Source organism: Arthrobacter sp. 05T45, from assembly GCF_056395875.1.
Genome location: NZ_JBFTKI010000057.1, coordinates 1 through 479, shown reverse-complemented (window position 1 = coordinate 479; position 479 = coordinate 1). Strand labels below are relative to the sequence as shown.

The window sequence follows — 479 nt, the reverse complement described above, 5'->3', positions numbered from 1 at the left end:
GACCGTTAATGGTGTTCCGGCGGTGACCTACTCTCCCACACCCTCCCGGGTGCAGTACCATCGGCGCTGTGGGTCTTAGCTTCCGGGTTCGGGATGGGACCGGGCGTTTCCCCCACGCTATGACCGCCGTAACCCTTGCTCCGCCACCGGCCCGCTGTTGGCGGGGGTGGGGAAATCTGTGGTTACAACATGKYCGCTGCAGCGAATGCAGCTGTGGTGTTGTTATTTTGTTGTGGTTTTGTTCCTGTCGCAACGTGCCGTCGGTGACGGGTTTGTTGTTTGGGAACCACATAGTGGACGCAAGCAGTCTTGTTTCTTTGTACTCTTCCCTGGTGTGAACGTCTTTTGAATCCGTTCACGGGAAGAGTGTGTGGTGTAAGTTATCGGCCTATTAGTACCGGTCAGCTTCACGAGTCGTTAGTCCTCGCTTCCACATCCGGCCTATCAACCCAGTGGTCTGGCTGGGGGCCTCTCACACA

Annotated in this window: 1 rRNA gene; it reads right to left on the bottom strand. The window is 56.8% G+C overall.

The features are described 5' to 3' along the window. Positions 1 to 14: 14 nt before the first annotated feature. Positions 15 to 131 (bottom strand): 5S ribosomal RNA (gene rrf, locus AC1DGD_RS22135). Positions 132 to 479: the final 348 nt, after the last annotated feature.